27 protein-coding genes are annotated in these 25,817 nt (G+C 72.0%); 18 read left to right on the forward strand and 9 right to left on the reverse strand.

Features of this window, described 5'->3' with window-relative positions; all coding sequences use genetic code 11:
* The first annotated feature begins 8 nt into the window (after positions 1–8).
* Positions 9–1,247 (forward strand): cytochrome P450, encoded by a 1,239-nt coding sequence (locus tag ABS735_RS00240; RefSeq protein ID WP_373904896.1) that lies wholly within the window; start codon positions 9–11, stop codon positions 1,245–1,247.
* Here the strand turns inward: ABS735_RS00240 and ABS735_RS00245 are convergent.
* From ABS735_RS00245 to ABS735_RS00255, 3 genes are all read right to left on the reverse strand, one after another.
* A complete protein-coding gene (locus tag ABS735_RS00245) occupies positions 1,230–1,460 on the reverse strand; it encodes a hypothetical protein (RefSeq protein WP_373904897.1) in 231 nt (76 codons plus the stop codon). The two genes, ABS735_RS00240 and ABS735_RS00245, sit on opposite strands and share 18 nt — an antisense overlap.
* A 93-nt stretch (positions 1,461–1,553) precedes the next feature.
* Entirely contained in the window at positions 1,554–3,176 is a 1,623-nt protein-coding gene (locus tag ABS735_RS00250) for an ABC transporter permease (RefSeq protein WP_373904898.1), read from the reverse strand.
* Positions 3,173–4,117 (reverse strand): ABC transporter ATP-binding protein, encoded by a 945-nt coding sequence (locus tag ABS735_RS00255; protein WP_373904899.1) that lies wholly within the window; start codon positions 4,115–4,117, stop codon positions 3,173–3,175. Before ABS735_RS00255 ends, ABS735_RS00250 begins: the two co-directional genes overlap by 4 nt.
* Positions 4,118–4,205: 88 nt before the next feature.
* Between ABS735_RS00255 and ABS735_RS00260 the strand changes: the two genes are divergently transcribed.
* Together ABS735_RS00260 and ABS735_RS00265 are read left to right on the forward strand one after the other, a co-directional pair.
* Positions 4,206–4,730, forward strand: a complete 525-nt coding sequence (locus tag ABS735_RS00260; protein ID WP_373904900.1) for a GbsR/MarR family transcriptional regulator — start codon at positions 4,206–4,208, stop codon at positions 4,728–4,730.
* 111 nt (positions 4,731–4,841) lie between these two features.
* Positions 4,842–5,405 carry a Uma2 family endonuclease gene (locus ABS735_RS00265; protein WP_373904901.1) on the forward strand — a complete coding sequence of 188 codons (564 nt, stop codon included), beginning with the start codon at positions 4,842–4,844 and terminating at the stop codon, positions 5,403–5,405.
* Between the two features lie 6 nt (positions 5,406–5,411).
* On the opposite strand, the gene ABS735_RS00270 is transcribed toward ABS735_RS00265, so the two are convergent.
* Complete coding sequence (locus ABS735_RS00270) at positions 5,412–6,317, reverse strand: diacylglycerol kinase family protein (protein WP_373904902.1); 906 nt, start codon at positions 6,315–6,317, stop codon at positions 5,412–5,414.
* Positions 6,318–6,502: 185 nt separating this feature from the next.
* On the opposite strand from ABS735_RS00270, the gene ABS735_RS00275 reads away from it, so the two are divergent.
* From ABS735_RS00275 to ABS735_RS00290, 4 genes are all read left to right on the forward strand, one after another.
* Positions 6,503–7,786: an adenylosuccinate synthase gene (locus ABS735_RS00275; RefSeq protein ID WP_003975310.1), complete on the forward strand. Its 1,284-nt coding sequence runs from the start codon at positions 6,503–6,505 to the stop codon at positions 7,784–7,786.
* A gap of 198 nt (positions 7,787–7,984) precedes the next feature.
* The gene (locus ABS735_RS00280; RefSeq protein WP_373904903.1) at positions 7,985–8,476 is read left to right on the forward strand and encodes a DUF3515 family protein; all 492 of its coding nucleotides are present in this window, start codon (positions 7,985–7,987) and stop codon (positions 8,474–8,476) included.
* Positions 8,477–8,535: 59 nt separating this feature from the next.
* Complete coding sequence (locus ABS735_RS00285; RefSeq protein WP_373904904.1) at positions 8,536–8,736, forward strand: hypothetical protein; 201 nt, start codon at positions 8,536–8,538, stop codon at positions 8,734–8,736.
* Positions 8,737–8,821: 85 nt separating this feature from the next.
* Positions 8,822–9,706 (forward strand): sigma-70 family RNA polymerase sigma factor, encoded by an 885-nt coding sequence (locus ABS735_RS00290; protein ID WP_373904905.1) that lies wholly within the window; start codon positions 8,822–8,824, stop codon positions 9,704–9,706.
* A 5-nt stretch (positions 9,707–9,711) separates the two neighbouring features.
* Here ABS735_RS00290 and ABS735_RS00295 read toward each other — a convergent pair whose 3' ends face one another.
* The 3 genes from ABS735_RS00295 to ABS735_RS00305 form a co-directional block, all read right to left on the reverse strand.
* Positions 9,712–10,362: a hypothetical protein gene (locus ABS735_RS00295; RefSeq protein WP_373904906.1), complete on the reverse strand. Its 651-nt coding sequence runs from the start codon at positions 10,360–10,362 to the stop codon at positions 9,712–9,714.
* A 116-nt stretch (positions 10,363–10,478) separates the two neighbouring features.
* Positions 10,479–11,195, reverse strand: a complete 717-nt coding sequence (locus ABS735_RS00300) for a GntR family transcriptional regulator (RefSeq protein ID WP_373904907.1) — start codon at positions 11,193–11,195, stop codon at positions 10,479–10,481.
* A gap of 171 nt (positions 11,196–11,366) precedes the next feature.
* Positions 11,367–12,722, reverse strand: coding sequence for an aspartate aminotransferase family protein (locus tag ABS735_RS00305; RefSeq protein ID WP_373904908.1), 1,356 nt, complete (start codon positions 12,720–12,722; stop codon positions 11,367–11,369).
* 194 nt (positions 12,723–12,916) lie between these two features.
* On the opposite strand from ABS735_RS00305, the gene ABS735_RS00310 reads away from it, so the two are divergent.
* Positions 12,917–14,866 carry a serine/threonine-protein kinase gene (locus tag ABS735_RS00310; RefSeq protein WP_373904909.1) on the forward strand — a complete coding sequence of 650 codons (1,950 nt, stop codon included), beginning with the start codon at positions 12,917–12,919 and terminating at the stop codon, positions 14,864–14,866.
* 31 nt (positions 14,867–14,897) lie between these two features.
* Here the strand turns inward: ABS735_RS00310 and ABS735_RS00315 are convergent, their stop codons facing one another.
* Positions 14,898–15,659, reverse strand: a complete 762-nt coding sequence (locus tag ABS735_RS00315) for an SLATT domain-containing protein (RefSeq protein WP_373904910.1) — start codon at positions 15,657–15,659, stop codon at positions 14,898–14,900.
* Between the two features lie 270 nt (positions 15,660–15,929).
* Between ABS735_RS00315 and ABS735_RS00320 the strand changes: the two genes are divergently transcribed.
* From ABS735_RS00320 to ABS735_RS00365, 10 genes are all read left to right on the forward strand, one after another.
* Positions 15,930–16,274, forward strand: a complete 345-nt coding sequence (locus tag ABS735_RS00320) for a YbaB/EbfC family nucleoid-associated protein (RefSeq protein WP_373904911.1) — start codon at positions 15,930–15,932, stop codon at positions 16,272–16,274.
* A gap of 94 nt (positions 16,275–16,368) precedes the next feature.
* Positions 16,369–16,968 (forward strand): recombination mediator RecR, encoded by a 600-nt coding sequence (recR, locus tag ABS735_RS00325; RefSeq protein ID WP_007451877.1) that lies wholly within the window; start codon positions 16,369–16,371, stop codon positions 16,966–16,968.
* A complete protein-coding gene (locus ABS735_RS00330; RefSeq protein ID WP_373904912.1) occupies positions 16,961–17,620 on the forward strand; it encodes a DUF5063 domain-containing protein in 660 nt (219 codons plus the stop codon). The genes recR and ABS735_RS00330 overlap by 8 nt, the downstream gene beginning before the upstream one ends.
* Positions 17,621–17,682: 62 nt before the next feature.
* A complete protein-coding gene (locus ABS735_RS00335) occupies positions 17,683–18,495 on the forward strand; it encodes a DUF5753 domain-containing protein (RefSeq protein ID WP_373904913.1) in 813 nt (270 codons plus the stop codon).
* Positions 18,492–18,677, forward strand: a complete 186-nt coding sequence (locus ABS735_RS00340) for a DUF397 domain-containing protein (RefSeq protein WP_373904914.1) — start codon at positions 18,492–18,494, stop codon at positions 18,675–18,677. The genes ABS735_RS00335 and ABS735_RS00340 overlap by 4 nt, the downstream gene beginning before the upstream one ends.
* A 260-nt stretch (positions 18,678–18,937) precedes the next feature.
* Positions 18,938–20,017: a hypothetical protein gene (locus ABS735_RS00345; protein WP_373904915.1), complete on the forward strand. Its 1,080-nt coding sequence runs from the start codon at positions 18,938–18,940 to the stop codon at positions 20,015–20,017.
* A gap of 293 nt (positions 20,018–20,310) precedes the next feature.
* Positions 20,311–21,588 carry an aspartate kinase gene (locus ABS735_RS00350; RefSeq protein ID WP_031042983.1) on the forward strand — a complete coding sequence of 426 codons (1,278 nt, stop codon included), beginning with the start codon at positions 20,311–20,313 and terminating at the stop codon, positions 21,586–21,588.
* Positions 21,588–22,676, forward strand: a complete 1,089-nt coding sequence (locus ABS735_RS00355) for an aspartate-semialdehyde dehydrogenase (RefSeq protein ID WP_373904916.1) — start codon at positions 21,588–21,590, stop codon at positions 22,674–22,676. Before ABS735_RS00350 ends, ABS735_RS00355 begins: the two co-directional genes overlap by 1 nt.
* A 505-nt stretch (positions 22,677–23,181) precedes the next feature.
* Positions 23,182–23,754: a SigE family RNA polymerase sigma factor gene (locus tag ABS735_RS00360; protein ID WP_007451881.1), complete on the forward strand. Its 573-nt coding sequence runs from the start codon at positions 23,182–23,184 to the stop codon at positions 23,752–23,754.
* Positions 23,751–24,926 carry a hypothetical protein gene (locus ABS735_RS00365; protein ID WP_373904917.1) on the forward strand — a complete coding sequence of 392 codons (1,176 nt, stop codon included), beginning with the start codon at positions 23,751–23,753 and terminating at the stop codon, positions 24,924–24,926. Before ABS735_RS00360 ends, ABS735_RS00365 begins: the two co-directional genes overlap by 4 nt.
* An 11-nt stretch (positions 24,927–24,937) precedes the next feature.
* On the opposite strand, the gene ABS735_RS00370 is transcribed toward ABS735_RS00365, so the two are convergent.
* Entirely contained in the window at positions 24,938–25,804 is an 867-nt protein-coding gene (locus tag ABS735_RS00370; protein WP_373904918.1) for an SURF1 family protein, read from the reverse strand.
* Positions 25,805–25,817 lie beyond the last annotated feature (13 nt).

Raw genomic sequence — 25,817 nt, forward strand, 5'->3', positions numbered from 1 at the left:
GTCCGTCCATGACGGCTGCATCCGATGATTCCCATGAGCCCGCCCTCGCGTTCGACCCGTGGGACTCCGCCTTCGTCGCCGACCCGTATCCCGCCTTCGCCGAGCTGCGGGCCCGGGGGCGCGTGCTCTACTACGAGCCGAGCGATCAGTGGCTGGTCCCGCACCACGCGGACGTCTCGGCGCTGCTGCGCGACCGCCGCCTCGGCCGGACCTACCAGCACCGTTTCACGCACGAGGACTTCGGCCGCACCCCGCCCCCGCCGGAGCAGGAACCCTTCCACACGCTCAACGACCACGGCATGCTCGACCTGGAGCCGCCGGACCACACCCGGATCCGGCGCCTGGTGTCGAAGGCGTTCACGCCGCGCACGGTGGAGCGGCTGAAGCCGTACGTGCACCAGCTGGCGGACGACCTGGTGTCCCGGCTGGTGGCGGCGGGCGGCGGCGACCTGCTGACAGACGTGGCCGAGCCGCTGCCGGTCGCCGTGATCGCCGAGATGCTGGGCATCCCGGAGTCCGACCGCGCCCCGCTGCGCCCCTGGTCGGCGGACATCTGCGGGATGTACGAGCTGAACCCGTCCGAGGAGACGGCGGCGAAGGCGGTCCGGGCGTCGCTGGACTTCTCGGACTACCTGCGCTCACTGATCGCGGCCCGTCGCAAGGAGCCCGGCGACGACCTGATCTCGGGCCTGATCGCGGCGCACGACGAGGACGACGACCGCCTCACCGAGCAGGAGATGATCTCGACCTGCGTCCTGCTCCTGAACGCCGGTCACGAGGCCACGGTGAACGCCACGACCAACGGCTGGCTGGCGCTCTTCCGCCACCCCGACCAGCTGGCCGCCCTGCGCGCCGACCGCTCCCTCGTACCGTCCGCCGTGGAGGAGCTGATGCGCTACGACACCCCGCTCCAGCTCTTCGAGCGCTGGGTCCTGGACGAGATCGAGATCGACGGGACGACCCTCCCGCGCGGCGCGGAGGTGGCGATGCTGTTCGGCTCGGCCAACCACGACCCGGCGGTCTTCACCGACCCGGAACGTCTCGACCTCACCCGCCGGGACAACCCCCACATCTCCTTCAGCGCCGGCATCCACTACTGCATCGGCGCCCCACTGGCCCGCATCGAACTGGCGGCGTCCATGACGTCCCTGCTGGAGCGGGCCCCCACGCTGCGCCTGGCGGCGGAACCGGAACGCAGGCCGAATTTCGTGATGCGCGGTCTGACGGGGCTACGCGTGGAACTCTGAAGTCTCTGAGGACTCCGAGGACGCCGGGCGTCGGCGCCGCCCCAGCAGCCATGCCCCGAGCCCCCAGACCACGGCGGGCACGACGGCCCCGGCGAGGAAGACGAACGGCAGCTCGGTGAGGACGGCGCCGAAGTCCTGCCCGTTGTTCTCGAACTCGTTGCCCAGGTGCCGCTGGGTCCGTGCGGTCTGCCACCACACGACCACCGCACCCACGGCCCCGGCAAACGAGACCGCACAGCCACCGCCCGTCACCGCATCCCGACTCATACCTGCCCTGACGCTCCCGCCCGCACGTTCGGTTTCACCTCAGGTCGTCAGGTCCCGCCGCCGCAGCCCCGCCAGCCCGGCCCCCACCAGCGCCGCCGCGATGAGGAGCAGCACCAGCACCGGCGACCAGCTCATCTCCCCGCCCGGCAGCTTCGGCAGGTGCCCGTACGGGGACACGTCCAGGACGGTCTGCGGCACGTCCAGCGCCGGTCCCACCCACCCGAGCAGCAGCACCGCGCCCGCGACGGCCCACGCGGCCACCGCCGCCCGGGGGAGCAGGCCGTGCAGCAGCACCGCGGCCCCGCCGATCACCCACACCGCCGGCAGCTGCACCAGGCACGCGCCCAGGATCGCCCCGGCGTCCTGCCCGTACCCGGCCGCGAAGCCGAGCCCGGCGAGCAGCATGATGAGCGCCGCGCCGCCGAAGGCGATCACCAGGTGGCCCGCAGCCCACCGCAGCCGGCCCACCGCGCCCGCGAGCACCGGTTCCGCCCGCCCCGACGTCTCCTCGCCGCTGAGCCGCAGCACCGACGCCACGACGTACAGCGCGGCGATCAGCCCGAGCATGCCGACCATCGCCGACACGAACGCGTCGGTGAGCCCGGCCTGCCCGCCCATCCGCTCGATGATCTCGCGGGCCTGCTCGTTGTCCCCGACCAGATCGGCCGCACCCTCCGTCATCCCGCCGTAGACGACCCCGGCGAGGAAGAAGCCGATGCTCCAGCCGAGGACGCTGCCCCGCTGCAGGCGCCAGGCCAGCGCACCGGCCGTACGCAGGCGCCCGGCGGCCGGTCCCGGCCGGGTCGGCAGGAAGCTCATGCCGAGGTCCCGGCGTCCGGCCAGCCCGTAGGCCACGATCCCCTGCGCCACCGTCGCGGCCGCGATCAGCAGGAGCACCCACCAGCGTTCACCGGCGAAGGCCCGCAGGTTCTCCAGCCAGCCGAGCGGCGACACCCAGGTCAGGACCGACGAACCGTCGTCCGTCGCCGAGTCGCCCGCGGCCCGCAGCACGAAGGCCCCGCCCAGCACCGCCGCCGTCAGACCCCGGGCCAGCCGCGCGCTCTCGGTGAGCTGGGCGACGATCGCCGCCATGGTCGCGAAGAGCATCCCGACGCCCGCGACCCCGAGTCCGAGGGCCAGCGCGCCGGCCGCGCCCTGCCCGGCCAGTCCGACGGCGACCAGGAGGGCCAGGACGGCGTTGGCGACCGCCGCCGCGAGCAGCGCCGCCGACAGCGGGGCCCGGCGGCCGACCATGCCGGAGGCGACGACCTCCTGCCGTCCGCTCTCCTCCTCGTCCCGGGTGTGCCGTACGACGATCAGCAGGCTCATCACGGCGGCGAGCGCACCGGCGTACAGGCCGACGCGCCAGGCGGTGAGCGCGCCGAGGCCGTCGTCGAAGACGGGGCCGACCAGGGCGCGCAGCGAGGAGTTGGTCTCCATCTGCCGCAGCAGGTCGGCGCGTTCGGCGGCGGTGCCGTACAGGCCCTTGATGGTGCCCGGCATGGACAGCACCATGAGCGCGTTCACCCCGACCCAGACGGGGATCAGCACGCGGTCGCGGCGCAGGGCGAAGCGCAGCAGTGTGCCGGTACCGGCCAGTTGGCGCGAGCCCCCGGACCGGGCCGCGAAGGCCGTGGCGGTGGTGCCTGCGGTGGCGGTCATCGCGCCGTCACCTCCCCGCCGACCTCGGAGTCCTCGGTGTCCCCGGCGTCTTCCGTTTCCTCGGCCTGGTAGTGCCGCAGGAACAGTTCCTCCAGCGTCGGCGGCGTCGACGTCAGCGACCGCACGCCCGTCTCGCTCAGCGACCTGAGTACGGCGTCCAGCTTGTCGGTGTCGACCTGGAGCCGGACCCGGTGGCCCTGGACGTCGAGGTCGTGCACGCCGGGCAGGTGGGCGAGGCCGTTCGGGGTGCCCGCGAGTTCGGCGGTGACGCTGGTCCGGGTCAGGTGGCGCAGGTCGGCGAGCGAGCCGCTCTCGACGGTCCGTCCCTTGCGGATGATGCTGACCCGGTCGCACAGCTCCTCGACCTCGCTGAGGATGTGGGAGGAGAGCAGCACCGTCCGGCCGCGCTCGCGCTCCTCCTCCACGCAGCGCTGGAAGACCTCTTCCATCAGCGGGTCGAGGCCGGAGGTGGGTTCGTCGAGGATCAGCAGGTCGACGTCCGAGGCGAAGGCGGCCACCAGGGCCACCTTCTGCCGGTTGCCCTTGGAGTACGTGCGGCCCTTCTTGGTCGGGTCCAGTTCGAAGCGCTCGACCAGCTCCGCGCGCCGCCGGGTGTCCAGTCCGCCGCGCAGCCGGCCGTAGAGGTCGATGACCTCGCCGCCGGAGAGGTTGCGCCACAGCGTCACGTCACCGGGGACGTAAGCGATCCGCCGGGGTGCCTCCACCGCGTCCGCCCACGGGTCGCGTCCGAGCACCTGCGCGCCGCCCGAGTCGGCGCGCAGCAGACCGAGCAGGACCCGGATGGTGGTGGACTTGCCGGCTCCGTTGGGCCCGAGGAACCCGTGGACCTCACCGGTCTCGACCTCCAGGTCGAGCCCGTCCAGAGCGTGCGTGCGTCCGAACGACTTGTGGAGTCCGGAGACGCTGATTGCCTTCGTCATGCTTCGGAACGTACGCTACTTTCAGAAACTTGTGAAGTTAAGGAACCGTCAGGATGATGAGCGACGCAGGGTGAGAGATGATCGACGGATGACGAAGGAAGCGGCGGGAGCGGCCGAGGCGGCGGCGACGGAGGCGGGGCGCGACCCCGAGGCGGTGTCGAAGTTCGTGGAGGGCTTCGCGGCCCAGCTGGTCGAGGCCGGGATGCAGCGCATGCCGGCCCGGGTCTTCGCCGCGCTGCTGGCCTCCGACTCGGGTTCACTGACCTCCGCGGAACTCGGTGAAAGCCTTCAGGTCAGCCCGGCCGCCGTCTCCGGGGCCGTGCGCTACCTCTCCCAGCAGCACATGGTCTCCCGCGAGCGCGAACCCGGTTCGCGCCGGGAGCGCTACCGGGTGCACAGCAACCAGTGGTACGAGGCGCTGACCAACCGCGAGGCCGTCCTCAAGCGCTGGGAGAGCGCACTGCGCGAGGGCGTCACCAGCCTGGGCGCCGGCACCCCGGCGGGCCGGCGCATGGCCGAGACGCTCGCCTTCTTCGAGTTCGTCGACGGGGAGATCGCGGCGATGATGGAGCGCTGGCGCGTGCACCGGGAGGAGCGGTTCGGGCGGGGCTGACGGTGATCGTAAAAGCGGGTCACGTTTGCGTAAGCGATCGACTACTCCGAGTGCCACTGGTCCGCGTCAAGGGGAGGGCGCATCATGACTGTCATGGCGGAGCGACCGACGATGAGCGGCACTGAATACCAGGGCTTCGAGGAACTGCTGGTAGCCCTCGACGAACTGGTTGTACCCGACGGCTACAGGGCCGAGATCACAAGGGGGAGCATCGTCGTGTCGCCGTGGTCGAAGGGCTACTACCTCCGGGTGATGCGCCTGGTGTGCGCGCAGCTGGAGGCACATCTACCCGAATCGCATGTGATCGAACGAGGGCCGTTCCTCTACGTCTTCCCGGGAGACGGGTGCGCCTACGGGCCGGACATCCACGTGGCGCACGAGCGAGTCTTCGAGACGGAGAGCCACCACCTGGACGGGGAGGCCCTGTCCTTCGTCGCCGAGCTGACTTCTCCCGCCACCCGGAACAACGACCTGACCGAGAAGGTGGGGGTCTACGGCCGCGCCGGCATCCCCGTCTACCTGCTCCTCGACATGCAGGAGGAGCAGGCCACGGTTCTGTGGACGCCGTCCGCCAAGGGATACGAGTCGCGCGTCACCAGGCCGTTCGGTGAGAAGCTCCCGATCCCCGCCCCGTTCGACTGCCTGCTGGACACCGCCGGCTTCAAGGCGCCCTGACCGGCCCTACCCCGCAGGCAGCGTCAGCCCCCACGCCCCCTCCCGCGCCACCCACGTCCGGGTCCCCACCGGCCCGCACACCACCGCGTCGGCCCGGTACCGGAAATGCGCCCCCGACACGGTCACCGTCCGCCCGCTCGCTGTCAGCGGAGACGCTTGCGCGCCCACCGACAGCGGCCGCACCTCCACCACGGCCACCCCTCCGCCGCCCGGTATCACCGTCACCGCCTCCACCGGCTGGTCCAGGTCCACCAGCGTCACCCCGTCGACCTCCACCCGCAGCCGGGCCGGACCGGCCACCCCCGGCGCCACGGCGGTCCGGGCCGGACGCGAGGACGCCAGCGTCCGTACGAGCGACTGGCAGGTCCGCAGCCAGGGACGGACCGACGACGGCCCGTCCGGACCGGGGTCCCCGTCCTCCCGCACCGCTGCCGGCACGGGGGTCGGCGGAATCCCCACCGCCCCCAGCACCACCCCGTCGCTGTCGTCGACGAGCAGGTCGAGGCGCCGTTCCGCCCCGTCGAGGACGGCCCGCGCCGCCGCCACGGCCCCGGTCGGCAGCCCCAGGGACCGGGCGAGGCGGAGCGCGGGCCCCACCGGCACCACCGACAGCGCGCAGTCCGCCAGCTCCCGCTGCCGGTGCAGCAGGGCCACGGCCCGCAGCAGCGCACCGTCGTCGCCGACCACCACCGGGCGCCGCGAACCGCGCCGCCCGAGCGCCCGCGCGAACTCCTCCGGACCGTCCGGCAGACACACCTTCGTGTGCGACGCACCCGCGCTGAGCACGTCTTTCGCGATCCGGACGGACTCCCCGTCCATCCGCCGGGCGGCCGGATCGACGACCACCAGAAGCTGATCGGACCTCGCGGAAGAGTTCGCGGAAGAGCTCGCGGAAGTCGCCACCTCGGCCATGCCTCGCTTCCTCGGGTAGCATCTTTGTGCAAGAGCCCCTTGCGCTGTTGCGCCAGGGGCTTCGTCTATTCCGGGGCACCCGGTCCGACGGTTGGCGGCCAACGACGGTCGCGGTGTACGTGGCGGAAACCCGTCGCATACGCCCTCGACCATGGACATGCCCCGCCCGGAAGGGGTGTACGCGCGTGCCCGCACTTGTGCTGCTCGGTGCTCAGTGGGGTGACGAAGGCAAGGGAAAGGCGACGGACCTGCTCGGTGGTTCCGTCGACTATGTGGTGCGCTACCAGGGCGGCAACAACGCCGGCCACACGGTAGTCGTGGGCGACCAGAAGTACGCCCTCCACCTGCTCCCTTCCGGGATTCTCTCCCCCGGCTGCACGCCGGTCATCGGAAACGGTGTCGTCGTCGACCCGTCGGTCCTGTTCTCCGAGCTGAGCGGGCTGAACGAGCGCGGCGTCGACACGTCCAAGCTCCTGATCAGCGGCAACGCTCACATCATCACGCCGTACAACGTCACCGTCGACAAGGTGACGGAACGCTTCCTCGGCAAGCGCAAGATCGGCACCACCGGCCGCGGTATCGGCCCGACCTACGCCGACAAGATCAACCGCGTCGGCATCCGGGTCCAGGACCTCTACGACGAGTCGATCCTCACCCAGAAGGTCGAGGCGGCGCTCGACGTCAAGAACCAGATGCTCACCAAGCTCTACAACCGCCGCGCGATCGCCACCGGCCAGGTCGTCGAGGAGCTGCTGGGCTACGCCGACAAGCTCGCGCCGTACGTCGCCGACACCGTCCTGGTCCTCAACCAGGCCCTCGACGACGACAAGGTGGTCCTCTTCGAGGGCGGCCAGGGCACGCTCCTGGACATCGACCACGGCACGTACCCCTTCGTCACCTCGTCGAACCCGACCGCGGGCGGCGCCTGCACCGGTGCCGGCGTGGGCCCGACGAAGATCAGCCGGGTCATCGGCATCCTCAAGGCGTACACGACCCGCGTCGGCGCCGGCCCCTTCCCGACCGAGCTGTTCGACGAGGACGGCGAGGCCCTGCGCCGCATCGGCGGCGAGCGCGGCGTGACGACCGGCCGCGACCGGCGCTGCGGCTGGTTCGACGCGGTGATCGCCCGCTACGCCACCCGCGTCAACGGCCTCACCGACTTCTTCCTCACCAAGCTCGACGTCCTCACCGGCTGGGAGCAGATCCCGGTCTGCGTGGCGTACGAGATCGACGGCAAGCGCGTCGAGGAGCTGCCGTACTCGCAGTCCGACTTCCACCACGCGAAGCCGGTCTACGAGACGCTGCCCGGCTGGAGCGAGGACATCACCAAGGCGAAGTCTTTCTCCGACCTGCCGAAGAACGCCCAGGCGTACGTCAAGGCGCTCGAGGAGATGTCCGGCGCCCCGATCTCCGCGATCGGCGTCGGCCCGGGCCGGGACGAGACGATCGAGATCAACTCGTTCCTGTAGGAACCGCCCGCGCACCGCGGACGCACGCCGGACGGCCGGGACCCCGCACGGGGCCCCGGCCGTCCGGCGTGGGGACGGCGGATACGCTGGCCGGAGCCTTTCAGCGGACAACCGCGACGGACAGCGACGGACAGCGACGGACAGCGACGGTCAGCACGGTCAGCACGGTCAGCACGGACAGCACGGAGTGAGCGGAACATGCGGAAGCCCACCACCCGGACGTGGATCTGGCTGACCGTGGCGGTCGTCGCCGTGACCGGCGGTCTCTTCTACGTCGACGGCCACCGTGTCTCCGCGGCCCCGCACGCCGACGACCCCAAGTGCGACAAGGTCGTCTCCCGTCTCCCGGACGACATACCCGGCGCCTCGCGCGACTGGGCCCTCGGGGACGGGGTGGCGTCCTGGGGCGGCCAGAAGGCCGTGTTCCGCTGCGGCGCCGAGGAACTGCAGCCGAACGTCAACCTGTGCGTCACCGCGGACGGCGTCGACTGGGTCCTGGACGAGGCACGGCTCAAGCGGGACGGCGTGAGCGTCCTGCGGACGTACGGCCGCTCACCGGCCGTGGAGTTCTCGTACTCCGGTCCGCGCGAGGAGGTGGGCGGCATCCTCGCCACCCTGGACCCGGCCGTGAAGTGGATCCCGCAGGAGCGCAAGTGCATCGGCCTCGAGGACGCCGACACCGCCCTGTAGCCCTTCGTTCGGCCCCCTTCCCCGGGCGCCGGCGCGTGGCGTGGTGTCGGATCGGGGGCATGACCGACCGTGACCGCGCCGCTTGCTGCCAGGGCCCGTACGGCGGCGAGACCGGGCCCGGCGACTGCGGCGACCCGGCCCGCTTCGAGGTCGCCCGGCACCTGCGGGCGCCGCTGCGGGTGTGCCCGGTCCATCTGGGACCGTCGCTGCTGCTGGCCGACGGGGTGCTGTGGCCGCCGGGGATCATCCTGGTGCGGTGAGAGGCCCTTGCGGGTGCGCGTACGCCGGGTGGTTCACTTGGGAGCCCGCCCCCGAGGGCCTGTGGACGCGGAAGGAAGCCGTACGGTGCCCGGACGACCCGATGACATGGCCCGGCGGTTCGAGCTGGACCGGCCCCGGCTGCGGGCGGTCGCGTACCGGATCCTCGGTTCGCTCAGCGAGGCGGACGACGCCCTTCAGGAGGCCTGGCTGCGGGCCGACCGGGCGGACACCTCCGAGGTGGCCAATCCGTCCGGCTGGCTCACCACGGTCGTCGCCCGGGTCTGCCTCAACCTGCTCCGTACCCGGGACACCCGCCGCGAGGAGCCGCTGGACGACGCGTCACGCGGACGGACGGCCGCTGCCGGCACCGGTGCCGATCCGGCCGAGGAGGCGCAGCTCGCCGACGAGGTCGGGATCGCGCTGCTGATCGTCCTGGACACCCTCGGGCCCGCCGAACGGCTCGCGTTCGTCCTGCACGACATGTTCGACGTGCCCTTCGACGACATCGCCGCGATGCTCGACAAGACCCCCGCCGCCACCCGCCAGCTGGCCGCCCGCGCCCGCCGCCGGGTGCGGGGCGTCCCCGCGCCCGACGCCGACCTGCCGCGCCGGCGCCGCGCGGTCCACGCCTACCTGGCGGCCACCCGCGGCGGCGACTTCGACGCGCTGGTGGCCCTGCTCCACCCGGACGTCGTCCTGCGCGCCGACGCGGCGGTCGTCCCGACGCCCGAACCCTTCACCGTCAGCGGCACGGAGCGGGTGGCCAGGGGTGCGATGGCCTCGACGGGCCGGGCCAGGGCCGCCGCCGTCGTCCTCGTCGACGGCCGGGCGGGCATGGCGATGGCCGAGCACGGCAGGCTGCGCGTCGTGCTCCGCTTCGACTTCGCCGCCGACGGCCGCATCACCGGCATCGACGTGATCGCGGACCCGGCCCGCCTGAACGAACTGGACATCACGGGCGCGGACTGACCTGGTCAGCTGAAGACGATCATCGATCCCTGTGCCAGGCTCCGCGTCGCTGCCGCGTGCAGCCCCAGCCACACGTGGCGCTCCCGGGCGAACGGGCTGGAGTCGTACGGCGCGGGCACGGCCGGTTCCTCCAGCTCCGTCGGGGCGAGCGGCGGCTGCGGCGGGGCCGGGGGGTTGGCCGGGTCGATGCCGAGGGCCGGGGCGACGGCCTCCAGTTCCCGCAGCAGGGCGTGCGAGGAACCCAACGGGCCGCCGCCCGCCAGGAGTTCGTCGCTGGCGAGCGGGTGCGGGAAGTCGACCGGGACGTAGGCGCCCGCGTGGTCGTAGTGCCAGACGAGATGCGACTGCTGGGCCGTCGACTCGAACATCTCCAGCAACTGCTCGTAGTCCCCGCCGAGTTCGTCCACCGGGGTCACCGGGAGACCGCACACCTGGAGGAGGTGCGCCCGGCGCAGGAAGTGCAGCGCGTCGTAGTCGAAACCGGCCACCGGGGCGACCTCGCCGGAGAGCCCCGGCATGTACTGGTACACCGGCACCGGCGGCAGCCCGGCCTCGGCCAGCACCTTGTCGTATTGCGCGAGTTCCTCGGCGAACGGGTTGTCCGGCGTGTGGCACAAGACGTCGACGAGGGGTACCAGCCACAGGTCACAGGCCAAAAGAGGGCTCCTCACACAGCACGGTGGTCAGGGAAGCGTAGTCGGTGTGCGTCGGTGCGCGTCGCGTGCAGGTCCCATACCCATCTGGGGCCGGACCACGACACGTCCGGCGTTGGTCATCCCCCGGTGAGCCCCTCGGCGAGTCCCCCGGTGAGCCCCTCGATGAGGGCGAGCGAGTGGGTGTTGTACGCGTCGACGAGGGCGCGGGCGCCCGGAACGTCGCGGTGGGCGAGGGCGTCGACCAGTTCGGTGTGCCCGGACCACAGCGCGCCGCGCAGCTCGCTGAGCCGGCGCAGGTGCTGCACCGTGCACACCCAGCTCTGCACGCGCAGCCGGTGCAGGAAGTCGGAGAGGTAGGGGTTGCCGAAGAGGGCGGCCAGCTCCCGCCAGTAGCGCAGGTCGTAGCCGATCAGGACGGTCAGGTCCCCGGCCGCGGCGGCGCGCTGGGCCTCCTCGCCGCGCCGGCGGACCCCGGCGAGGGCGGCGGCGATGCGCGGGTCGGCCGGGTCCGGCAGGTCCGCGGCGAGGGCGAGGAACATCCCGTCGGTCACCAGACTGCGGGCCTCGATCATGCCGCGGAAGTCGTCGACCGAGTACTCGTGGACGCGGAAGCCGCGGTGGTGGTCGGCGTCGAGGAGCCCCTGCGCGGACAGGTCGACCAGGGCCTCGCGCACCGGCGTCGCCGACACCCCGTACTGCTCGGCGATCTCCTTGACCGTGAACTCCTGCCCCGGCTGGAGCCGCCCGGCCAGCACCTCGTCGCGGAGCGCGTCGGCGATCTGCTGCCGCAGGGTGCTGCGCGTGACGGCACCGGTACCGCTGGGGCCGGGCATGGTCGGGCGTCTCCTCGTCGGGTCCGGGGCGCCGTTCGGGGGCGTCGTTCGGGGCGTGCTCGTACATACGTCTACCGCGTACGAGCACGCAACCCTACGCGCCCGGGTCCTTCACCCGGTCCCGCTCGGGTCCTTCACCCGGTCCCGCTCGGGCCCGGCTCCCGGCCCCGCCTACTGTGTGTACTCGTCCGCCACCGACAGTGCCGTGTCCAGGGCCGCGAGGCCCTCCTTCAGCTCCGCCTCGGTGATGTTGCACGGCGGCACCACGTGGGTGCGGTTCATGTTCACGAACGGCCACAGGCCGTGGGCCTTGGCGGAGGCGGCGAACGCGGACATGGGCGCGGCCGCCTGTCCGGTCGCGTTGTAGGGCACCAGCGGCTGGCGGGTCTCCCGGTTCCGCACCAGCTCCAGCGCCCAGAACATGCCGGTCCCGCGCACCTCGCCCACGCTCGGGTGGCGCTCGGCCAGCTCCCGCAGCGCCGGTTCGACGACCTCGGTGCCGAGCCGCGCGGCGTGCTCGACGACGCCCTCCCGGGCCATGACGTTGATCGTGGCGACGGCGGCGGCGCAGGCCAGCGGGTGCCCGGAGTAGGTCAGTCCGCCGGGGTAGGGCCGCTCGGCGAAGGTCGCGGCGATCTCGCCGGAGATCGCGACGCCGCCGAGGGGCACGTAGCCCGAGTTCACGCCCTTGGCGAAGGTCATCAGGTCGGGCACGACGTCGTACAGGTCGGCGGCGAACCACGTACCGGTCCGGCCGAACCCGGCCATGACCTCGTCGAGCACGAACACGATGCCGTACTTGTCGCAGATCTCGCGCACCCCGGCCAGGTAACCGGCCGGCGGCATCATGATCCCCGCGGTCCCCGGGATCGTCTCCAGGATGATCGCGGCGATCGTCCCCGGGCCCTCGAAGGCGATCGTCGTCTCCAGGTGCTCCAGCGCCCGCGCGCACTCCTGCTCCTCGGTCTCGGCGTAGAAGCGCGAGCGGTACAGGAAGGGCGCCCAGAAGTGCACGACTCCGGCCGTGCCGCTGTCGGAGGCCCAGCGGCGCGGGTCACCGGTGACGTTGACCGCCTGCTGGGTGCCGCCGTGGTACGAGCGGTAGGCGGAGAGCACCTTGGGGCGGCCGGTGTGCAGCCGGGCCATGCGCAGGGCGTGCTCGACGGCGTCGGCGCCGCCGTTGGTGAAGAAGATCTTGTCCAGGTCGCCGGGCGTCCGCTCGGCGATCAGCCGGGCCGCCTCCGAGCGGGCCTCGACGGCGAACGCGGGCGCGAACGTCGTCATCCTCGCCGCCTGCTCCTGGATGGCGGCGACGACCTCGGGGTGCTGGTAGCCGATGTTCGTGTAGACGAGCCCGCTGGAGAAGTCGAGGTAGCGCTTGCCTTCGTAGTCCCAGAAGTACGACCCCTCGGCGCCGGCGACGGCGAGCGGGTCGATGAGCTCCTGCGCTGACCAGGAGTGGAAGACGTGCGCGCGGTCCGCGGCCTTCACGGCGGCGCCGGCCTGGGGATTGGGCTGAGGGGTCATGCGGCCGAGGGTAGATGTCCGCGATGCGGAAACGGAATCGGCGTCCTGTCTGCGGTCGGGAGCTTTCCACGACAGACTGTCGACGCGCGGGAGCCGCTCCGTTACGGAACCGTGGACAACGCCCGCGCTCCGCGCGACCTCCCCCGCATTATCCTCGCTCTGTTGCTCACGTTCGGGGGGGAAGGCGGCGCGGCATGCGGAAACTGGGGGACGGGGACCCACAGCACATCGGGGCCTATCGGCTGCTGGGGCGGCTGGGCGCGGGCGGCATGGGGCACGTCTACCTGGCCCGCTCGGACCGCGGGCGCACCGTCGCGGTCAAGCTGGTGCGCGAGGAGCTGGCCGCGCTGGAGGAGTTCCGCGAGCGGTTCCGGCAGGAGGTCGAGTCCGCGCGCCGGGTCGGCGGGTACTGGACGGCGCCCGTACTGGACGCGGACACGGAGGCCGCGGTGCCGTGGGTCGCCACCGGGTACGTCGCGGGGCCCAGCCTCCAGCAGGTCGTCGGGCACGACCACGGGGCCCTGCCGGAACGTTCGGTGCGCACGCTGGCGGCCGGTCTCGCCCACGCGCTCCAGGACATCCACGCCGCCGGGATCATCCACCGCGATCTCAAGCCGTCCAACGTCCTGGTCACCATCGACGGCCCCCGCGTCATCGACTTCGGTATCGCGCGCGCCCTGGAGACGGTGACCGACGGCGGCCTCACCCGCACCGGCGCGCTCGTCGGCTCGCCCGGTTTCATGGCGCCCGAGCAGGTGCGCGGCGACCGCGTCACGCCCGCGTGCGACGTCTTCTGCCTCGGCTCGGTCCTCGCCTACGCCGCCACGGGCGACCTGCCCTTCGGCACCGCGAACAGCGGTGTGCACGCCCTGATGTTCCGCATCGCGCAGGAGGAGCCCGACCTGGAGGGCGTGCCCGAGGGCATCGCCGACCTCGTACGCGACTGCCTGAAGAAGGACCCCGCCGCGCGGCCGAGCCTCGCCGAGGTGCTGGAGCGCACGGGCGCGCAGGACACGGTCACCGACGGCCGCTCCCGCGACCCGTGGCTGCCCAGCGCGCTGGTGGCCCAGCTCGGCCGGCACGCGGTACGGCTCCTGGACACGGAGAACCCCGCGGACGCCGCACACGCCGGGCACGCCGGGAGCCCCGGGGCGCCGGTCGCGCCCGGGGGTGCGGCGGCGGGGCCCGGTGGCCAGGCGCCGGACGGTGCGGTGCACAACGGCGCGGGCGCGGAGCCGGCGCCGGACGGTCCGCCGGCGCCGGTGGGTCCGCCGCCCCCGCGCGAGCCGGGCAGCGGCGGCGTCCCGCTGAACCACCTCCCGACCCTGGTCGCGGGCCAGACCCCGCCCACGCCGCCGCCCGCCGCCAACGGCCACCCCCAGCCGCCCGCGCCGGGTCACGCCCCGGCCCCCGACGCGGCATGGCACGCGTCGCAGCCCGGCTACCAGCAGCCCGGCTACCAGCACCCGGGGTACCAGCACCCGTACGGCGGGGGCGGCCTCGGCCCGACCCCGCCCCAAGGGCCCCCGCCCTACGGACCCCCGCACGAGCCGGCCCGGAGCGGACGCTCCACCGCGCTGCTGGTCGTCGTCGCCCTGGTGGTCGCGCTGGGCGCGGGCGGCACGGTCTACGCCCTGATGCGCGGCGACGGCGACGACCGGGCGGGCGGCGACCCCACACCCGCGCAGTCCACCGGCGCGCCGCAGGACCCGGGTACGGGTTCGCCCGGCTCGTCCGATCCGGCGGCGGGCCAGTCGCCGTCGACCGGTTCGACCGCCCCGGCCGCCGACGAGGGCACGGTCCCGGCCGGGTACGTGGGTGACTGGACGACCAGCATCGACAACGCCTCCGGCACCCACCCCCGGAGGCTGACCATCGCGCAGGGCGAGGTCGGCGACACGGTGATGACCCTCGTGGCGGACGGCCCGACGGACACCGGCACCTACCACTGCGTCTTCGACGCCGCCCTCACCGCCGAGCCGGGCGCCGGCGGGCCACTGCGGCTCGGCCCGTCCCAGGTCAGGACCGGTCCGTCCACCAGCTGCGCCCCGGGCGGGCCCACCACGGTCACCCTGCTGCCGGACGGCAGCCTGGAACGCACCACCGACGACACGGGCGAGTCCCTGGTCTACACCCGCCGGTGAGCGGACGTGCTCCTGCCGCCGGGGGAGGTGGTCACCGGGGCTCCGGCGGGCGCTGGCGGGGCATGTTCGGGCGGGTGCCGTTCTGCGGGGGGACCGGGAACCGGCCGGTGGCGCCCGTGCCCCCGCTGTCCGGGCGGGCCCCGTCGGCCGCCGCCGCGGAGTGCGGTCCCAGGGGCGCCGGTCCCGGGCGGAAGCTCACCATCCAGTCCGCCGTCTCCGCCCGCACCAGCTCCGTCACGTCCTCCGAGAACCGCCGCAGTACCAGCAGGCACCGCTCCGCGGCCTCGCTCGCCGTCCCCTCCGCCGGTCCCAGCACCTCCCGCACGCTCTCCGACGCCCAGTCGAACTGGAGTGCCTGGAGTCGCCGCTGCACCGCCTGCGCCGTGGCCACGTCCCGCATCCACCCGGCCGTGACCCCGAAGTACCGGTCACCCGCCACACACGCCACCGCCCACAGCAGCGCCAGATACCCCCAGGGCGCGATCCCGCCCACCGCCCCGGACAGATCGAGCAGGGGCAGCGCCGCCCCGGCGGCCGCGCCCACCGCGGCCCCGACCCGCAGCAGCACCGCGCCGCGCCGCTTCCACACCCGGTCCGCGAGATACCAGGCCGCCGTGTCCAGCGCGCCCCGCTCCACCCACCGGTACAGCTCGTCCAGCCGCTCGGCGGGCAGTGCCCAGTCCCCGAGGGGAAACGCCCGCCCGGTCAGGTCGCCCGGCCGCGGTCCGGCCGCCCCCTCGCCGTCCCGCCCGTCCTGCGGCGGCCCCTCGGGCTGCATCTCCGGCTGACCCACCCGGCACTCCCTACTGCTCGCCACTGCTCGCCGTACCGCTCGCCGTCCGCGAGGACTCATACGCCGGAACCCTGCGCCGGAACCCTTCCTACCGCCCAACGGGTGGCGAAGAGCCGGGTTCCGTCGTTTTTCCGCCCGGAAGAGGGCGTTGATCAGGTATAGGGCTCCGACGGCATCACTCGAAAGAGTGCTGGGGCGAGGGCCGCCCGGACCACGTAGGCTCGTGCCGAACGGCAAAACCGTCGTGACCGGACTTGATGGGAGCTGAACGTGATCCCCGGTGGTGGCCAGCCCAACATGCAGCAGCTGCTCCAGCAGGCCCAGAAGATGCAGCAGGACCTGGCGAAGGCCCAGGAGGAACTGGCGCAGACCGAGGTCGACGGCCAGGCGGGCGGCGGCCTGGTGAAGGCCACGGTCACCGGCTCCGGCGAGCTGCGCGGTCTCAAGATCGACCCGAAGGCGGTGGACCCGGAGGACACCGAGACCCTGGCCGACCTGGTCGTCGCCGCCGTCCAGGCGGCCAACGAGAACGCGCAGAACCTCCAGCAGCAGAAGCTCGGCCCGCTCGCCCAGGGTCTGGGCGGCGGCAGCGGAATTCCCGGCCTGCCGTTCTGAGATCGGCGTTCCGGCTTCACCGTTCGCCTTTCTCAGACCGGCCGAAGCCATCTACCGTACGTAGTGCACGAACCTCAGGAAGGACGGCAGTCCGTTGTACGAAGGCGTGGTCCAGGACCTCATCGACGAACTCGGGCGGCTGCCCGGCGTCGGTCCCAAGAGCGCGCAGCGGATCGCCTTCCACATCCTGCAGGCCGAGCCGACCGACGTACGGCGGCTCGCCCAGGCCCTCATGGAAGTGAAGGCCAAGGTCCGCTTCTGCGCGACCTGCGGAAACGTCGCGCAGGAGGAGCAGTGCAACATCTGCCGCGACACCCGGCGTGATCCTTCCGTCATCTGCGTGGTGGAGGAACCGAAGGACGTCGTCGCCATCGAGCGCACCCGCGAGTTCCGCGGGCGCTACCACGTGCTCGGCGGCGCGATCAGCCCGATCGACGGGGTCGGCCCCGACGACCTCCGCATCCGTGAGCTGCTGGCCCGCCTGGCGGACGGCACGGTCACGGAACTGATCCTGGCCACGGACCCGAATCTGGAGGGCGAGGCCACGGCCACGTACCTCGCCCGCATGATCAAGCCCATGGGCCTCAAGGTCACCCGCCTGGCCAGCGGCCTCCCGGTGGGCGGCGACCTGGAGTACGCGGACGAGGTGACCCTCGGCCGCGCCTTCGAGGGGAGACGACTCCTAGATGTCTGACGCCACGCTGCACGCGACCAACCAGAACCCGGACGACTTCGCGGTCCAGATCGCCGACCAGATCGAGAGCTTCCTGGTGGCCGTCACCGAGGTGGCGAAGGGGGACGAGCCGGACTCGGCCGTCCCCTTCCTCCTCCTGGAGGTCTCCCAGCTGATGCTGGCCGGGGGCCGCCTGGGCGCCCACGAGGACATCGTCCCGGACGAGCGCTACGAGCCCGACCCGGGTCCGGAGCTGGACGTGGACGAGGTCCGGGAGAACCTGGCCCGCATCCTCGACCCGATCGACGTCTACTCCGAGGTCTTCGACCCCTACGAGCCGCGCAAGGCCCCGGTCCCGGCCCGTATCTCCGACGACCTCACCGACGTCATCACCGACCTCCGCCACGGCATGGTCCACTACAAGGCCGGCCGCACCACGGAGGCGCTGTGGTGGTGGCAGTTCTCCTACTTCTCCAACTGGGGTTCCACCGCCTCCGCGACCCTGCGCGCCCTCCAGTCGGTCGTCGCCCACGTCCGCCTGAACCAGCCCCTGGAGGAACTGGACGGCCTCGACACCGACCAGGAGCTGGGCGACGAGACTCTGGAGTCGGAGGCCGGCCGGGTCATGGTCCAGGAGATCGCGGGTCCGCTGGGCCTGCGCCCGGTGAAGTAGGTCACAGAAAGCGCCCCCATCGCCTACGCTCGGTAGCCAACGAGCAGCCGGAGGTGGGCGCTGTGCCGAACCCGAACAACAACTCCCAGCCGCCCGCGGCCTGGTGCTACAGCGGCAACCAGATCAAACGCTGGCGCTCCGTGGCCAACGTCAGCCGCGAGGCCCTGGCAGCCGCGGCCAACTACGCCCCCGAGACCATCGCGTCCATGGAGCGCGGCGTACGGATGCCGTCGCCGAGGCTGCTCGACATCGCGGACGAACTGTGCGGCGCACAGGGAATGCTGAGCGCGGCGAAGGAGTACGTACGCAGGGAGCGGTACTCCGCGCGGGCGGTGGACTTCATCGAGCGGGAGCGTGAGGCGACGAGTCTGTGGTGGTACGAAGTTGCTCTGGTCCCGGGCCTGTTGCAGACCCAGGCCTACGCGCAGGGGCTCATCGACAACCGCATCCCTCCCCTGGACGAGGAGACGGTGGAGGAGCGGGTTGCCGCCCGGATGGAGCGACAGGAGATCCTCACCGGACGGAAGCCGCCGGTGGGCCTGAGCTTCGTTCTGTACGAGGCGGTACTGCGGAGCCCGTTGGTGGACGAGGAGCAGCTGGAGCGCTTGCTGGAAGTCTCCCGACTGCGCAATGTCGCGCTGCAAGTGCTCCCCTTCGGGCAGGCATTCAGTGATGCGCTGATGGGCCCCATGGTGCTGCTGGAGGGGAGGGACCACGAGCGACTTGCCTTCATGGAGGGCGCGTTCGCCAGCGAACTTTCGGCCGATGCGGGTGTTGTCAGTCGGGTGACCGAGCGGCTAAGCATGATCCGTACGCGGGCTCTCGGCCCCGACGAGACAGCCCGTTTCATCGAGCGGATGGTGAATCAGCCGTGAGCGACCAGTTGAAGTGGGTCAAGTCGAGCTACAGCGACAACGAAGGCGGCGCCTGCGTCGAGGTGGCGCGCTGCGGCGCGATACACGTCCGCGACTCCAAGTCCGCCCCGACGGGTCCCGAGTTCCAGGTCTCGGCCCCCGCCTGGTCGGCGTTCATCGCCGCAGTTCAGCCCGGAGCTTGAGCCCCGGGACCCGAGCTCTTCCCTTGGTTTTCTGGTCTGGTTGAAATACCCAACCAACCAAGCTTGAACGTGAGTTGAGCCGTCGTACCTCGTAAGAGTGACGTTCCGTGATCGGCTTGCGTCGCTGTGTTGTGCCGCCCTAGGTTCGCGGCAAACGACCAGCAAATGAGTCGGCCCCGGCGGTGCTGGCAACACCAACTCCGGGGCCTGACCGACGTATCGAGGGACCTCGATACCCTAGAAACCGAGGAGCCTCGACCGTGGCTTGCGCCAACCCTAGTCCCGCCCTGCCGTCCCCGTCCCACCCCATGGCCAATCCGGGCTACGGAAAACGCCACGCAGGTGACGAAGACCCGCACGCGGACCCGGACTTCGCACATCTTCTCCCGCGTGACGCAGAGGTCGCCGTCTTCATCGACCACCTCGACGACGGCCACGCGATGGGCCACAAGGTGATCGCGGCGGAACACCCGCGCTACGGCCAGCAGGCGACGCGTTCGTCACTGACCCGCATCACCGAAGCCGGCCATCTGCGCTGGATCAAGGAACACATCACCGTCGAGGACAACACCATGCGGTGGGTCACGCGGACGTACTGGTCGCGTACCCGCAGGTCGGCGGCGTGGTGGGCGGAGTTCGCGCGGGAGCGGCACGGCAAGGACGTGACCCGGGACCACCAGCCCGGCCTCGCCCGGATCGAAGAGGCGCTCGCCGCCGCCGTACCCGCTGTCACCGAACCTGAGCGCGAGCCGGAAGCCGACCCCGAGCCGGACAGTGCCGCGTACCGCGCGCTCACCGCACTGCGCACCACCGAGCCGCGTATGGCGCTCACCGAGGGCGATTGCCGCTCGCTCGAACCGCTGGCCGAGGAGTGGCTGAGGCGAGGCGCGGCACCGAAGGACATCACCCGAGCCCTGGCCGAAGGGCTCCCGCCAACTGTCAGCAACCCGGGCGGACTCGCCCGCCGACGACTGGAGTCGAAGATGCCTCCGCAGCAGCGCGAACCGCGCGCCAAGGTGACCCGCGTGATCATGGCCTGCGCCACCTGTGACCAGGACGAACGTACGGTGAAGATCGACCGGGGCATCTGCGAGGACTGCCGCAGGGAGAACGAGGCGAACCCGATGTCCGACGAGGACATCATCAAGGGCTTCGAGGAGATCGCCCACCTGGGCACGTCCTCGGCGTATTTCCTCAGGAAGAAGCTGGAGCGAGCCACGGGCGGCCCCGTGCCCGACACGTTCCGTCCCGTGCCCATCGAGGACCGCGTCTTCTACCACTACCGCGACAACCGCGACCGCATCGCGAACGGCCTGCCACCACGGCGCTGGAAGCCGTAGAGCGCCTGGATCACATTCGTTGAGACCACGTCGTACGACTCCGGCACGTCGACATCGCCCTGGACACCGAGCGCCTCGAAGGGCTGGCGGACTGAGCCCTCTCACTTGTGAACGTGTGACACACGGCACTTTCCCGAGTGACCCGCGCCGCGATGGGCATGAGCCAGCCTGAGCGAGTACCCGGGTCTCACCATGCGATACCGCAGGGGGGAAATCCGGACGCTCGGTAAAATGAGCCGACCGCAGTACATATACGTACGTGCGGAAAGAGACGGATTGAGCGAGGAGCGCACGTGGGCCTTGTCGTGCAGAAGTACGGAGGCTCCTCCGTAGCCGATGCCGAAGGCATCAAGCGCGTCGCCAAGCGGATCGTGGAAGCGAAGAAGAACGGCAACCAGGTGGTCGCCGTCGTTTCCGCGATGGGCGACACGACGGACGAGCTGATCGATCTCGCCGAGCAGGTTTCCCCGATCCCTGCCGGGCGTGAACTCGACATGCTGCTGACCGCCGGGGAGCGTATCTCCATGGCGCTGCTGGCCATGGCGATCAAAAACCTGGGGCACGAGGCCCAGTCGTTCACCGGCAGCCAGGCCGGAGTCATCACCGACTCGGTCCACAACAAGGCCCGGATCATCGACGTCACACCGGGTCGCATCCGCACCTCGGTGGACGAGGGCAACGTCGCCATCGTGGCCGGCTTCCAGGGCGTCAGCCAGGACAGCAAGGACATCACCACGCTGGGCCGCGGCGGTTCCGACACCACGGCCGTCGCCCTCGCCGCCGCGCTCGACGCGGACGTCTGCGAGATCTACACGGACGTCGACGGCGTGTTCACCGCCGACCCGCGCGTGGTGCCGAAGGCGAAGAAGATCGACTGGATCTCCTTCGAGGACATGCTGGAGCTCGCTGCCTCCGGCTCCAAGGTGCTGCTCCACCGTTGCGTGGAGTACGCCCGCCGGTACAACATCCCGATCCACGTGCGGTCCAGCTTCAGCGGACTGCAGGGCACGTGGGTCAGCAGCGAGCCGATCAAGCAAGGGGAAAAGCACGTGGAGCAGGCCCTCATCTCCGGAGTCGCGCACGACACCTCCGAGGCCAAGGTCACGGTTGTCGGCGTGCCCGACAAGCCGGGCGAGGCGGCCGCGATCTTCCGCGCCATCGCCGACGCCCAGGTCAACATCGACATGGTCGTGCAGAACGTGTCCGCCGCCTCCACGGGCCTGACGGACATCTCCTTCACGCTGCCCAAGAGCGAGGGCCGCAAGGCCATCGACGCGCTGGAGAAGAACCGCCCGGGCATCGGCTTCGACTCGCTGCGCTACGACGACCAGATCGGCAAGATCTCGCTGGTCGGCGCCGGTATGAAGAGCAACCCGGGCGTCACCGCCGACTTCTTCACCGCGCTGTCCGACGCCGGTGTGAACATCGAGCTGATCTCGACCTCCGAGATCCGCATCTCGGTCGTCACCCGCAAGGACGACGTGAACGAGGCCGTGCGCGCCGTGCACACCGCCTTCGGGCTCGACTCCGACCGTGACGAGGCCGTCGTCTACGGGGGCACCGGACGCTGATGTCCGCCATGCAAGACAGCGGCCGGGACGGCGGCCGTACCGGCAGGCCCACGCTCGCCGTCGTGGGCGCGACCGGCGCCGTCGGCTCGGTCATGCTCCAGATCCTGTCCCAGCACGCGGACGTCTGGGGCGACATCCGCCTGATCGCCTCCCCGCGCTCGGCCGGCCGCAAGCTGGCCGTGCGCGGGGAGGAGGTCGAGGTCGTCGCGCTGAGCGAAGAGGCTTTCGACGGGGTCGACGTCGCCATGTTCGACGTGCCCGACGAGGTCTCCGCGCAGTGGGCGCCGGTCGCCGCCGCCAAGGGCGCGGTGGTGGTCGACAACTCCGGCGCGTTCCGGATGGACCCGGACGTGCCGCTGGTCGTGCCCGAGGTCAATCCGCACGCGGTGCGGATGCGGCCGCGCGGGATCGTCGCCAACCCGAACTGCACGACGCTGTCCATGATCGTGGCGCTGGGCGCGCTGCACGCCGAGTTCGGGCTGCGCGAGCTGGTCGTCTCCTCGTACCAGGCGGTCAGCGGGGCCGGGCGGGACGGCGTGGACACGCTGCGCCGGCAGCTGTCGCTGGTGGCCGGCACCGAGCTGGGGACCCACCCCGGTGACGTGCGGCGGGTCGTCGGCGACGACACCGGGCCGTTCCCGGAGCCGGTCGCGCTGAACGTCGTACCGTGGGCCGGATCGCTGCGGGAGGACGGCTGGTCGTCGGAGGAGATGAAGGTGCGGGACGAGTCCCGCAAGATCCTCGGACTGCCGCAGCTGCCGGTCGCCGTGACGTGCGTACGCGTTCCGGTGGTGACCACGCATTCCCTGACCGTGCACGCCCGCTTCGAGGGCGAGGTCAGCGTCGAGGGGGCCCGGGAGATCCTGGCCACCGCGCCCGGCGTCGTCCTGTTCGACAACCCGGCCGCGGGGGAGTTCCCCACGCCCGCCGACGCGGTCGGCACCGACCCGACCTGGGTCGGCCGGGTGCGCCGGGCCCTGGACGACCCGACCGCGCTCGAACTCTTCGTCTGCGGCGACAACCTGCGCAAGGGCGCCGCGCTGAACACCGCGCAGATCGCGGAACTGGTGGCGGCCGAGTTCGGCTGAACCGGGATCAGTGAGGCAAAAAGCCCCGGCAGCCGTGGGTTTCGTTTGTAGGATCCATGGACGAGATGTGATCCGGAACTTGGTCCGGACTACTTGTACCGGGCACCCGTGCCGTCGGAGGATTTCCTCCCCGCCCTCCGCAACCGTGCGAGCGGCGGGGAGCGTCTTTGCGGTCACCCATTCGGGGCGCGGGGACGCGTGGGTCGGCGTGGGGACGCCGAGGACGGGCGTGGGGACGCTCGTTCACACGGGACATAGGGGAAGAGCGGACGATGAGGGCCTATGACGCACCGTCAGGCGGGTGGCTGCCCGGGCGGCCGCCCGCCGGACACGGGAACGTGACGCCCGGCACGTACAACCCTCACGGGGGTGGGCGTGTCCAACTGGCGTGGCAGAGGTTCTCGAATTCACCGCAGGGGCACGGGGCGCGGCGCTGCGACCGCCGATCCCGGCCGTCCCGCCCGCCCGGTCCGTCCGTCCCCGTGTGGCCGGTCCGGCCGGTGGCATGCCGGTGATCGCGCCGATGCCCGCAGCGCGGCCGGCCCGCATATCGAACCAGCGCGACGGCGCCGAGGAGGTGGCGGCGGGGACCACCGTCGACCACCTCACCGAGACCTACCGGGCGCACTACCGCTCGCTGCTCGGCCTCGCCGCCCTCCTCCTCGACGACACGGCCTCCTGCGAGGACGTGGTCCAGGAGGCCTTCATCCGCGTCCACTCGGCGCGCAAACGCGTCCGTGACCCGGAGAAGACCCTGGCGTACCTGCGTCAGACCGTCGTCAACCTCTCGCGCTCGGCGCTGCGCCGCCGCATCCTCGGCCTCAAGCTCCTCTCCAAGCCCATGCCCGACATGGCGAGCGCGGAGGAGGGCGCCTACGACCAGCTGGAGCGGGACTCCCTGATCAAGGCGATGAAGGGGCTGCAGCGCCGGCAGCGCGAGGTGCTGGTCCTGCGCTACTTCGCCGACATGACGGAGTCCCAGGTCGCCGAGACCCTCGGCATATCCCTGGGCTCGGTCAAGGCGTACGGTTCACGCGGGATCGCGGCGCTCAGGGTGGCCATGGAGGCTCCGGCATGAGCGACGGCAACGACGCGCGACCGGACGCCCGCGAGGGGCACGACGCGCCCGCCGGGTCGGACGGGCGAGAGCAGCAGAAGCACACGCACCCTGGGAACGGAACTGTGAACCACGGCCCCGCCGAGCAGGGCCCCGACGCTCCGGGGCCCGACGGGCCGGCCACCGACGAGGCCGTGCTGCGCGCGATGATGCACCGGGCGGTCGGCGAGATGGAGCCGAGCGACGGCACCCTGGAGCACCTGCGGCGCGCCGTGCCCGCCCGGCGGGCCCGCAAGCGTCAGGCCTTCGTCGGCGCGGCGGCCGCCGTCCTCTTCCTCGGCACGGCGGTCCCGGCCCTCGTGCACGTCTCCAACTCCCCCGGCGCGGGTGCCGACCCGTCCGTCGCGGGCAACGCCTCACAGGCCCAGGGCGGCGCCTCCCAGGGCAAGGACCCGGCCGGCGGCCAGAGCGGCATCGCCGGTTCCGGGGACACCGCCGAGGGCAAGGACAAGGCCGGCCCCAAGGAGACGCCCGGCGGCAAGGAGAGCGGCGCCGCAACGGGCTCGTCCCCCTCGGGCGTCCCCAGCGCCAGCAGCCCCGCCGACGTCCCCGCGTGTGCGCCGGGGGCGCTCGGCCCGTCCGTCGCGAGCAGCGCCGAGCCCGATTCCACGGGCGTGGTCTACGGCTCCTTCCGGGTCACCAACGTCTCCTCGGACGGCTGTACCGTCACCGGTCCCGGCAGCGTGGTCACCGCCTCGCTGGGCGCCGCGGAGGCCACCAGGATCGGCACCGCACGGCACGCCGCCGGGGACGCCGCGGCCGGACTGCCCGACCCGTCGCTGGAGGCCGCCTCGCTGACGCTGGCACCGGGGGCCGCGTACGAGGTGCAGTTCGCCTGGGTGCCCTCGGAGACCTGTCCCACCACCGGCGGCCCCACGGGGGGCGGCACGGGCGGGCCCTCGCCCGATCCCTCGCCCACCGGAGACACGACCGCCTCGGGCGGCGGCTCCGCGGGTGGCGGCGGTGAGGCGGGGCCCACGACCCAGCTGGTCACCGCGGACGGCCCGGCCGAGGGAAGCGTGTCGGTGACGTACACCCCCGAGGGCGGCTCCGGCTCGGCGACGGCAACGGTGTCCAACGCGTGTGTGGGGACCGTGTACTGGACCGGTCTGCTGGCGGACCCGGGGGCGTAGCCCGCCCGGGATCAGGAGGTCAGCCCCGCCTTGGGCTCGCCGGCCTTGTCCCCGGCTTCCCCTGCCTCCCCGGCTTCCCCTGCCTCCCCGGTCTCGCTGCTCCCGCTGCTCTCGTCGTCCTCCGTGATCAGGCCCAGTTCCGCGTCCCGGGCGAGTTCGGCCTCGCGGCGCAGCAGCCGGAACCACATGAAGATCACGAAGCCGACGAAGGCGAACCACTCGGCGGTGTAGCCGAGGTTCTGGAAGGCCTTCAGGTCGAGCCCCGTGTTCTGCGGCGCGCTCACGGGCACGGCCCGCATCCCGGAGTCGCCCTCGTTCAGCGTGACCCACGCGTCGTACACGTCGTACGGCACGAGGTTGAGCAGCGTCGCCGCGCTGATCGCGCCGGTCTGTCCCTCGGGCCACCCGGAGCGGCCGCTGACGCCGTTGGCGCCGGGGGACTCGGCGGCCTGGAGCGCTCCGGTGACGGTGACCTCGCCGGTGGGCGGGGCCGGGGCCTTCGCCGGGTCGGGCTCGCCGGGCAGCCAGCCGCGCACGACGGGCAGGGCCTCGCCGCCGTCGGTGCGCAGGAGGGTGAGGACGTAGAAGCCCTGCCGGTCGTCCAGCTTCCGCTCCGGGACCAGCAGCTGATCGTCGTACCGGCCGGTGACGGTGGTCTGCTTGCCGACCGTCGCCTTGTCCACGGGCAGCAGCTCGGTCAGCGGGCGCGCCGCTTCCCGGCGGGCCGACTCGTGCTGCGTGGAGGCGGTCTCGTGGTCCTGCACCCGGTCCTCGAACCGGCCGAGCTGCCAGGAACCCATGAAGATGCAGAAGGGGATGGCCAGGACGACGAAGACGTTGATCCCCCACCATCGGGGCGTCAGCAGAAACCGGTACACGCCTTCCACGGTA

Source organism: Streptomyces sp. MMCC 100, assembly GCF_041538145.2.
Classification (GTDB): Bacteria; Actinomycetota; Actinomycetes; order Streptomycetales; family Streptomycetaceae; genus Streptomyces.

Coding starts and splice junctions, on each gene's coding strand:
- ABS735_RS00240 (WP_373904896.1), top strand. CDS start 9: ATGACGGCTGCATCCGATGATTCCCATGAGCCCGCCCTCGCGTTCGAC.
- ABS735_RS00250 (WP_373904898.1), bottom strand. CDS start 3,176: ATGACCGCCACCGCAGGCACCACCGCCACGGCCTTCGCGGCCCGGTCC.
- ABS735_RS00255 (WP_373904899.1), bottom strand. CDS start 4,117: ATGACGAAGGCAATCAGCGTCTCCGGACTCCACAAGTCGTTCGGACGC.
- ABS735_RS00260 (WP_373904900.1), top strand. CDS start 4,206: ATGACGAAGGAAGCGGCGGGAGCGGCCGAGGCGGCGGCGACGGAGGCG.
- ABS735_RS00265 (WP_373904901.1), top strand. CDS start 4,842: ATGAGCGGCACTGAATACCAGGGCTTCGAGGAACTGCTGGTAGCCCTC.
- ABS735_RS00270 (WP_373904902.1), bottom strand. CDS start 6,317: ATGGCCGAGGTGGCGACTTCCGCGAGCTCTTCCGCGAACTCTTCCGCG.
- ABS735_RS00280 (WP_373904903.1), top strand. CDS start 7,985: ATGCGGAAGCCCACCACCCGGACGTGGATCTGGCTGACCGTGGCGGTC.
- ABS735_RS00285 (WP_373904904.1), top strand. CDS start 8,536: ATGACCGACCGTGACCGCGCCGCTTGCTGCCAGGGCCCGTACGGCGGC.
- ABS735_RS00300 (WP_373904907.1), bottom strand. CDS start 11,195: ATGCCCGGCCCCAGCGGTACCGGTGCCGTCACGCGCAGCACCCTGCGG.
- ABS735_RS00305 (WP_373904908.1), bottom strand. CDS start 12,722: ATGACCCCTCAGCCCAATCCCCAGGCCGGCGCCGCCGTGAAGGCCGCG.
- ABS735_RS00310 (WP_373904909.1), top strand. CDS start 12,917: ATGCGGAAACTGGGGGACGGGGACCCACAGCACATCGGGGCCTATCGG.
- ABS735_RS00330 (WP_373904912.1), top strand. CDS start 16,961: ATGTCTGACGCCACGCTGCACGCGACCAACCAGAACCCGGACGACTTC.
- ABS735_RS00355 (WP_373904916.1), top strand. CDS start 21,588: ATGTCCGCCATGCAAGACAGCGGCCGGGACGGCGGCCGTACCGGCAGG.
- ABS735_RS00360 (WP_007451881.1), top strand. CDS start 23,182: ATGCCGGTGATCGCGCCGATGCCCGCAGCGCGGCCGGCCCGCATATCG.
- ABS735_RS00365 (WP_373904917.1), top strand. CDS start 23,751: ATGAGCGACGGCAACGACGCGCGACCGGACGCCCGCGAGGGGCACGAC.